This window comes from Methylomonas sp. Uni0011 (assembly GCF_056850255.1).
On sequence record NZ_JBVVNO010000035.1, the window covers coordinates 1 to 8,381 of the forward strand.

The following is an 8,381-nucleotide window of genomic DNA, read 5'->3' on the forward strand; positions in this document are numbered from 1 at the left end:
GCTAAATCAAGGCCTATGCGTTTAATATTCATCTCGGACTCCTCCTCCGTTTGTTGGGTAACTCAATTTTACCCCTCTGGTACATCGATGCCGCTAGGTGGGAGGAGTCCATACCATTGCCTTACGGCCTTGGGCTATACCGCTGCCCACGGCTTTTTTGACGATCTGTACGCTGTTATCCAGGTTGTAGACGGTCTGGGTGACGCGGTCGGCGACGGTGACCGGCGCGGCGGCGGCCGGACAGGTGGTGTCTAGCGCGGTTTGTGCCGGCCCCCAGGCTTTCAGCAGTTTGCCGCTCGGGGTGTAGCTGTTACAGGACACCAGCCATTGGGTGCCAATCTGCGCCGCCGTGCGGATCAGGCGGCCGTCGGCATCTTAGGCGATGACCATCGCGTGCCGGTAGGCAAAAAACTTGTTGGAATATACGAAATTTTGTATATTCGTCCCCATGATGAATCCGAAACCTATCAACTTCCTGGGTAATGCGCTTGAAGAGCTTCGCGCATTCCCGGTATCCGTGCGGCGAGAAGCGGGTTTTCAACTCGACCAAGTGCAACATGGATACGAGCCTAGCGACTGGAAACCAATGAATACGGTGGGGTCGGGGGTTAAAGAAATTCGAATTCGCGACGTGACCGGAGCGTTTCGCGTGCTCTATGTCGCTAAATTTTTCGATGCTATCTACGTCATACACTGTTTTCAGAAGAAAACCCAGAAAACCAGCCAGTCGGATATCGATCTGGCCGCCAAACGTTATCGTGAGTTACTCAAGGAGCTTAACCAATGACCAACGAATCATTTTCCAGTGTCTGGAACGCAATCGAAGACACACCCGAAGAAGCCGAAAATCTGAAACTTCGCGCAAAGCTAATGATGGATTTGACAGATTACATTACTCGAACCGGATTGAACCAAGTCCAAGCCGCCAAACTGTTCGGCGTGACCCAGCCTCGTATTTCAGACCTGGTGCGTGGCAAAATCAACTTATTCGGGCTGGATGCCTTGGTTAACATGGCGGCCTCCGCCGGTTTACATATCGAGATGCGCGTGCTGGACGCGGCGTAACAATTTCCACCAATGAACTTATCCTGTCCGGAGGTCATTCGGACGTATTGGTAGGCTGTGGTTTCGCCGCCTGTAGTAGCGTTAAGCAGGCGACGTTTTAATCACATGCGTCCGAATACGCTTCGCTATTCGGACCTACGCGGGCTGTTAACCCAAATGTTTGCCTCTTTTATGATTTCACTATTAAAAAATTCCACGTCACCAGGACGAGATTCTAGCTCGCTTGCCGCATATATAAACGTATCTAAATCGTGAAAATTAGGATCATTCACTCGAATGGACGCATCCCATAATCGATTCGCACCATCGCAAGGACTTAGTTCATTTTTTAAAATTTTCTTCGAAATATGTCGTGCATAAATACGGGCCGCATTAGCCTTATCCATTTCAGGAAGATGGAATTCTTCTAAAATTTTTTCAAATAACCTTCTGGCCTCTTTCGACTCATTCGGCATCAGAATCGATAGGATACAGAGAGTTTCCGTATCCAATCCAGCCTCTAATCCTCGAACACCAACTTCTTCCGGAAGACGCTCATCAGAGAGCAATCCCAATACCCATAATGCTTGCGCTAAAAGTAAATCCATAAACTAATTTTTAAACTTAAATCCTGTTCGGAAAGCATCTTCTATTCGTTCCCAATAGTGAATCACAATATTTTCTCCATCAGGAGTCGTATGGACGTGCTGCATTTTTGCCCATTCATCTTCTGGAAACAATGGATCATTAATTTTTCCTTGCATAATCCTTTCGCCAGAGCCTGCTTGAGCCTCTTTCATAGTCAATTGTTCCGCTAGATTTTGAGCTTCAGTTCGCACGCCTGGAGAAACCAACCCAGAAACCACCCTACTTTCAAACTGCGATGCCCCGCCAGTAACAGCAGCAGCCCCAATTTCCAACCCGCCTTGCAAGGCCCACAAGGCCGAGTTTCCGTAACTGCCTGCTTGGAAATTGTCGTAAGAGTTTTTGAAAGCCAACGAACCAGGCGTGACGGCATCCAAATATCCGCCCAGTTTACCGCCGAGCATATTGGCATCGGCCGCGTTCAATCCGCTCGGATCATTGCGGTTAAACGGATTGTTGCCCACATACGCATACAGGTTCAAGCCATCCTGATAGCCAATCGGATCGGTCTGCAAGAACCTGCCGATGGCGGGCGAGTACATCCGGGCTTTGTAGTAGTACAGGTTCAGCGGTCCTAACAGCTGCTGGCCGGTGTAGCGGAACCTGACGCCGGTGGTGGCATTGGGTTCGCCGTAAGGGCCGTAGCTTAAGGTGGCGGTACTGGTGCCGGCACTGTTGGCGGTGGCGACGATGCTGCCTTGGTGGTCGCTGTACAGCCAGGTTTTGTTGGTGGTCACAGCGCCTTCGTACCAGACCAGGGGTTGGTCGACACCGGGACCGTGCACGTAACGCCGCAGCAAGGTGCCGGTGCTGTCGTATTCAGCCACCAGGTCGCTGCCGTCATAGCTCAGGTTGGTGATAACACCCGCCAGGGTGGTTTGACTCAAGCGGCCTGCGCCGTCGTAAGCCAGGCTGTTGGCCGAGCCGGTTTTGTTGGCGGCGGTCAGCTGGTTGTCGAGGTTGTAGGCGTAAGTCCACACCCCGTCGCCGCCGAGGTTGCCGTTGGCGTCGTAGCTCAGCGTGCTGCCGGCGGCCGTGGCGTATTGGTTCAGGCCGTTGGCGGTGTAGGCACGGGTGCCGTTGGTATAACCCGCCCATTGGTAGCTGTCGTTGGTCCAGCTGGCGGCCTTGATGTCCTGCACCTGGTTGCGGGTGTAGCTCCAGGTGTTGTCCTGGGCGGTGCCGGTCAGGTTGTGGCTGAGGCTGGCCAGCGCCGATTGGCTGTCGTAACCGTAGCCGGTGCTGGTGCCGTTACCCAGGGTGACGGTGGTGCGCCGCGACAGGTCGTCGTAGGCGTAGCTGGCCAGGCTGACGGTGCCGTTCTCCAGCAGGGCGGTCGGCCGGTTCAGGGCGTCGTAGCTGGCGGTGATGTAGAACGCGGTGGCTTCCGGCCAGGTGGTGCGGGTGCGGTTGCCGGCCGGGTCATATTGGTAGGCCAGGGTTTTGCCGCCGGCGGTAGTGCTGGTCAGGCGGCCGGCGTTGTCGTAGACATAGCCGATGGCGTAGCCGGTTTTGTTGGCGGCCGTTTTGCGGCCCAACAGGTCGTAACTGAAGCTGATGTTGTCGGCCGCAGTCGGATAGGTCCGGCTCAGCAGACGGTTCAGGTTGTCGTAGGCCAGGGTTATGCTTTGGCCGTTACGTTTGCGGATACTGGTAACGTTGCTGTTGGCGTCGTAGGCCACTTGTTCGAAGTCGGTCGCCGAGGAAGCACCGGCGGTGACTTTGTCCGGATACAGGGTTTTCAGTTTGCGGTCGTGACCGTCGTATTGGTAGGTGGTCAGCTGGTTTTTGGCATCCTTGACGGTGAGTGGCAGGCCGTTGTTGCTGTAGGTGTAGGTCGCATAGTTCTGCGCGATACCGGTACCCACGGCTTTTTTGACGATCTGCACGCTGTCGTCGGCGTTGTAGACGGTCTGGGTGACGCGGTTGCCGCCGTCGGCCGCCGGCAGGTTTTCGGTCAGGGTGCTGAGCCTATCCAGGTTGTCGTAGACGTAGTCGGCGACGGTGACCGGTGCGGCCGTGGCCGGGCAGGTGGTGTCGGCGGTGGTTTGTGCCGGACCCCAGGCTTTCAGCAGTTTGCCGCTGGGGGTGTAGCTGTTGCAGGACACCAGCCATTGGGTGCCGATCTGCGCGGCCGTGCGGATCAGGCGGCCATCGTTGTCGTAGGCTTGCTTGGTGAGTTTGCCCAAGGCGTTGGTCAGCTGAATCGGCCGGCGTTCGTTGTCGTAGGCGGTGGCCACGGTGTCGGTGACATCGGTGCGCGGGCCGTTGACTTGGGTCAGGTTACCCACCGCATCGTAGGTGTAGGTCGTGGTCAGGTTGAGCTTACCGGTACCGGCATCGGCGATGACGGTTTGCGGGACGTATTTGTTGGTGGCGTTATAAGCCGTGGTGTTGGTGACGCTGTTGGTCGCCGTGGTTTTTTCGGTCACGGCGGTCGGCAGATAAAACGCCGTGTAGCCGGCCGGGGTGAAGCTGGTGTAGGCGTAGGTCGTTACAGGGGCTACGCCGGCGACATCCACGGGACGGGTGACGGTGAAAGGCAGACCTTGCGCGGTGTAGGTGTAGCTGGTCACTTTGCCTTTCGGGTCGGTAACGCTGGCCAGGTTGTTAAACGCGCTCTCGTAGCTGTAACTGGTCAGCAGATTGGCCAGTCCGGAACCGGCTTTGGCGACACGGGTTTCGGTCTTGACGTTGTGGGTGCAACGTTTGTCGGCGGCGGCGCAGGTGGTGGCGACCACCATTTTATCCAGCGGTTTGGCGGTGTCGTACAGACCGCTGCGGACCACTGAAAAGTCTTAGCGTACTATTTTTTCCGAATTCTGCGACTACCCCTCGTACAGCAAGTCCAACGAGACCAGTTTTTCAACAATGGTGGTCACCGCGCCCTGTCTGTAGAATAGCGCCCAAAGGTACGCCACGTGCATACCAACTAGCTCGTACGCTAGCCAATGCCAGACAAGCCTAGAATGCCATCAGCGACTAAAAGGAGAAGTTCACCATGCAACTACACACCGCTAAACAAGAAGCCCTTGCTATCATTCAGCGTTTACCAGATACCGCCGACATGGAGGAAATTATGTACCGGCTCTATGTGCTGGAAAACATCCGGCGCGGCCAAATGGACGCCGAACAGGGCAAAGCCCTACCCGCCGAACAGGTACTGAGAGATATTCAGGCGTGGTAAAGTGGACCGATCACGCATTGGCCCAACTTCGTCACATTCACGACTATATTGCGCAGGATTCGCCGCTTTATGCCAAGCGGGTGGCTGAAGCGCTGGTTAGTAAAACGATTGGCTTGGATAAACTGCCCCGTCTTGGGCGCACAGTGCCAGAACTAAGCAACGAGGCTGTGCGTGAACTTTCGCTCTATTCTTACCGCATTCTTTACGAGATCAAAACTACGCATATCGAAGTGCTCGCGGTCATTCATAAACGCCGAGACTTACAGCCTGACGAGATACTGCGCGAGCAGTGATGTAGAACGCGGTGACTTCCGGCAAGATGGTGCGGATACGGTTGCCGGACGCGATTTGTTAAAACATACGGCGCAATACAGCTTCGCCTATTGACGCCCTACCGATTGCGACTTACGGCCTTGGATGCCTTGGTTAACATGGCGGCCTCCGCCGGTTTACATATCGAGATGCGCGTGCTGGACGCGGCGTAACAATTTCCACCAATGAACTTATCCTGTCCGGAGGTCATTCGGACGTATTGGTAGGCTGTGGTTTCGCCGCCTGTAGTAGCGTTAAGCAGGCGACGTTTTAATCACATGCGTCCGAATACGCTTCGCTATTCGGACCTACGCGGGCTTACTACCGCTCCGAATCCGCCTTACGTCCTTCAGATCTTACCCATCAAAAACTCAAACCCTTTTACCCAAGCACCATGCTTTTTATTGCCTTGAGCTAGCCATGAAGCATCGCCGATTGACCACGCAATTGGATCAAAATGAATCTCACCAAAACCTATCAAAATTGGTAGGTTATACGATTGATCCGTCTTAGGTTTCTTTAAAATGTTCCAGGCTACTTTGCCTTGACCATGCTCTAATAAAAGTCGAGCAACAAGCAAACCTAAATCAGCCGCGACAGCATATCCTTTATTTGTTAACTTTCTCCCTGCCGGCAATGATGTAACAAATTGTTCATTAAGCAACAATTCCTCCAATTTTTCTTGAGCATTAAATAACAAAATATTGGGGGGGTCTTGGTCATTTAATTTAAGAAAATCCAATACCCCATTAACCCTTGAATCAAAGTTTGCTAAGAACCACTTAAAATAAGCTTCAGCCTCTGCCTTAGACCATTCTCGCGGTTGCTTTTCAGCCAACTCTATAGGTGGCGCAAATACTGGGTATTCCATAGAAATCTAATGTATACAAACTGTAATTCCACAACTTTCAAGTCTCTGTAGTAGAGGAGCCGTAGGACCAATCCCTGTCTTACCTTGGAAAAAGTGCCATTCGACAGAATTCACCCCACTAACAGGATTATTTAATAATTCTACATCCTTGCTAATTTGTAATTCAATCCTGCTAGACAAAGAAGTTCGACCAACTTTTGATTCCATGGCCACACCATCCACTAAGTTATCTAAATACCTAGTCCCTAATGACGTACTTTTACTAACTTCTCGAGCACCGCCATACACACTATTTAAAAAATCAGCAGCGGCATCCCCGGCTATTTTATTTGCTTGAATACTACTTTTTATTGCCGCATTTTCTACTACCGCCCCCGATCCCCCGCCCACAAACAAACTGGGCACGGTATAGGTCATGGCGATATAAGGATTACTGGTGGAGGCTTGGCCGAAGGCGTTAGCTGTCGTCCTGGCTTCCGTCATGTAATTGCTCGCCAGCATTTTGGCATCGGCCGCAATCAACCCACTCGGATCATTGCGGTTAAACGGATTATTCCCCACATAGGCATACAGATTCAAGCCGTCTTGGTAGCCAATCGGATCGGTCTGCAGGAACCTGCCAATCGCCGGCGAGTACATCCGGGCTTTGTAGTAGTACAGGTTCAGCGGTCCTAACAGCTGCTGGCCGGTGTAGCGGAAGCGCACGCCGGTGGTGGCGTTGGGTTCGCCGTAAGGGCCGTAGCTTAAGGTGGCGGTACTGGTGCCGGCGCTGTTGGCGGTGGCGACGATGCTGCCTTGGTGGTCGCTGTACAACCAAGTTTTGTTGGTGGTGGCGGCGCCTTCGTACCAGACCAGCGGTTGGTCGACGCCGGGGCCGTGCACGTAACGCCGCAGCAGGGCGCCGGTGCTATTGTATTCAGCCACCAGGTCGCTGCCGTCATAGCTCAGGTTGGTGATAACACCCGCCAGGGTGGTTTGACTCAGGCGTCCTGCCCCGTCGTAGGCCAGGCTGTTGGCCGAGCCGGTTTTGTTGGCGCTGGTTAATTGGTTGTCGAGGTTGTAGGCGTAAGTCCACACCCCGTCGCCGCCGAGGTTGCCGTTGGCGTCGTAGCTCAGCGTGCTGCCGGCGGCGGTGGCGTATTCATTCAGGCCGTTGGCGGTGTAGCTGCGAGTACCGTTGGTGTAGCCGGTCCATTGGTAGCTGTCGTTGGTCCAGCTGGCCGCGTTGATGTCCTGCACCTGGTTGCGGGTGTAGCTCCAGGTGTTGTCCTGGGCGGTGCCGGCCAGGTTTTGGGTGAGACTGGCCAACGCCGACTGGGTGTCGTAACCGTAGCCGGTGGTGGTGCCGTTACCCAGGGTAACGGTGGTGCGCCGCGACAGGTCGTCGTAGGCGTAGCTGGCTAGGCTGACCGTGCCGTTCTCCAGCAGGGCGGTCGGCCGGTTCAGGGCGTCGTAGCTGGCGGTGATGTAGAACGGGGTGGCTTCCAGCCAGGTGGTGCGGGTGCCGACCGGAATTAGCTAAAACAGCGGCGCAATGCCCGTTGGCTATTGCGTATATGGACTCCTCCCGTTTTGCAAGCATTTCCCCTGTTGGTTGATGGTACGACTGCACACGTATATCCGGCCTGTAAATGAGCGCAATTGGCTCGGGCCATAATGGGCTATTCGCGCGCGGGTGCCTTATCGTCCTAACGTGCTCTTGGGCACAGCGGAATAATCAGGTTTTACCAGCGCCGGTTCGTCCGGTTGCCATCAGGGTGATGCTTCGCAATCGAGTGGATTGCTCTTTTATCTCAATCGGTTTGGGCGTGACAGTTTACTGTCAGGCACAAGCCGATTCCCCAGCCGGCCGGTCTCGGTCCGGTTGGTAGTCGATGTTCTTGCTCAATAACGCCCAGGCAATTCGGGCGTTTTTATTGGCTAAGGCCACGGCGGCGATGTTTTTGTTGCGTCGCTCGCTGAGGGTTTGCAGCCAGCGGCTGCGCGGATCATCTTTTTGTCCGGCGACTTTCAGGACGGCCCGCGCTCCGTGGATCAACAAGGTCCTCAAATAGGCATCGCCTCGCTTACTGATGCCCAACAGCCGCTCCTTGACGCGCTCATCCAGGCTGATCAAATCGTCTTTTAGACCGTTGAGCAAGCTTCGGAAGTGGCCGGTTAGGTGATTGTCGCCATCTTCCAGCAAGCCCGGCAGCGCCTTACGCAAGGTTTCCAGCCGCTGTCCGACGACGATGCCGTATTCCGCCAACAAGCCACGAATTTGATTGGCCTTCTCGGTGCGCTGGCCAACCAATTGGCTACGTATCCGATGCGTGGCCTGCA

General features: G+C 54.6%; 10 protein-coding genes. 4 read left to right on the top strand and 6 right to left on the bottom strand.

What is annotated here, in order from left to right; translation table 11 throughout:
- Positions 1–93: 93 nt before the first annotated feature.
- A complete protein-coding gene (locus tag AC0IM9_RS20220) occupies positions 94–321 on the bottom strand; it encodes a hypothetical protein (RefSeq protein ID WP_445371980.1) in 228 nt (75 codons plus the stop codon).
- Between the two features lie 127 nt (positions 322–448).
- Between AC0IM9_RS20220 and AC0IM9_RS20225 the strand changes: the two genes are divergently transcribed.
- A complete protein-coding gene (locus AC0IM9_RS20225) occupies positions 449–787 on the top strand; it encodes a type II toxin-antitoxin system RelE/ParE family toxin (RefSeq protein WP_444512325.1) in 339 nt (112 codons plus the stop codon).
- A complete protein-coding gene (locus AC0IM9_RS20230; protein ID WP_444512326.1) occupies positions 784–1,065 on the top strand; it encodes a helix-turn-helix domain-containing protein in 282 nt (93 codons plus the stop codon). Before AC0IM9_RS20225 ends, AC0IM9_RS20230 begins: the two co-directional genes overlap by 4 nt.
- Before the next feature lie 125 nt (positions 1,066–1,190).
- Here the strand turns inward: AC0IM9_RS20230 and AC0IM9_RS20235 are convergent, their stop codons facing one another.
- Positions 1,191–1,652, bottom strand: coding sequence for a hypothetical protein (locus tag AC0IM9_RS20235; protein ID WP_482805219.1), 462 nt, complete (start codon positions 1,650–1,652; stop codon positions 1,191–1,193).
- 3 nt (positions 1,653–1,655) lie between these two features.
- Positions 1,656–4,478: an RHS repeat-associated core domain-containing protein gene (locus tag AC0IM9_RS20240; RefSeq protein WP_482805220.1), complete on the bottom strand. Its 2,823-nt coding sequence runs from the start codon at positions 4,476–4,478 to the stop codon at positions 1,656–1,658.
- Between the two features lie 212 nt (positions 4,479–4,690).
- On the opposite strand from AC0IM9_RS20240, the gene AC0IM9_RS20245 reads away from it, so the two are divergent.
- Together AC0IM9_RS20245 and AC0IM9_RS20250 are read left to right on the top strand one after the other, a co-directional pair.
- Positions 4,691–4,876 carry a hypothetical protein gene (locus AC0IM9_RS20245; protein ID WP_482805221.1) on the top strand — a complete coding sequence of 62 codons (186 nt, stop codon included), beginning with the start codon at positions 4,691–4,693 and terminating at the stop codon, positions 4,874–4,876.
- Positions 4,877–4,893: 17 nt separating this feature from the next.
- A complete protein-coding gene (locus tag AC0IM9_RS20250) occupies positions 4,894–5,169 on the top strand; it encodes a type II toxin-antitoxin system RelE/ParE family toxin (protein WP_482805222.1) in 276 nt (91 codons plus the stop codon).
- A 368-nt stretch (positions 5,170–5,537) separates the two neighbouring features.
- Here the strand turns inward: AC0IM9_RS20250 and AC0IM9_RS20255 are convergent, their stop codons facing one another.
- From AC0IM9_RS20255 to AC0IM9_RS20265, 3 genes are all read right to left on the bottom strand, one after another.
- Positions 5,538–6,059 (bottom strand): hypothetical protein, encoded by a 522-nt coding sequence (locus AC0IM9_RS20255; RefSeq protein WP_444512327.1) that lies wholly within the window; start codon positions 6,057–6,059, stop codon positions 5,538–5,540.
- Positions 6,060–6,065: 6 nt separating this feature from the next.
- Complete coding sequence (locus AC0IM9_RS20260) at positions 6,066–7,367, bottom strand: RHS repeat-associated core domain-containing protein (RefSeq protein WP_482805223.1); 1,302 nt, start codon at positions 7,365–7,367, stop codon at positions 6,066–6,068.
- Positions 7,368–7,881: 514 nt separating this feature from the next.
- A partial coding sequence (locus AC0IM9_RS20265; RefSeq protein ID WP_482805224.1) for a transposase occupies positions 7,882–8,381 on the bottom strand: 500 nt, incomplete at its 5' end.

What these genes read in the sequence shown, in the direction of transcription:
- AC0IM9_RS20225 (WP_444512325.1), top strand. Translation starts at nt 449, where the DNA reads ATGATGAATCCGAAACCTATCAACTTCCTGGGTAATGCGCTTGAAGAG.
- AC0IM9_RS20230 (WP_444512326.1), top strand. Translation starts at nt 784, where the DNA reads ATGACCAACGAATCATTTTCCAGTGTCTGGAACGCAATCGAAGACACA.
- AC0IM9_RS20235 (WP_482805219.1), bottom strand. Translation starts at nt 1,652, where the DNA reads ATGGATTTACTTTTAGCGCAAGCATTATGGGTATTGGGATTGCTCTCT.
- AC0IM9_RS20245 (WP_482805221.1), top strand. Translation starts at nt 4,691, where the DNA reads ATGCAACTACACACCGCTAAACAAGAAGCCCTTGCTATCATTCAGCGT.
- AC0IM9_RS20255 (WP_444512327.1), bottom strand. Translation starts at nt 6,059, where the DNA reads ATGGAATACCCAGTATTTGCGCCACCTATAGAGTTGGCTGAAAAGCAA.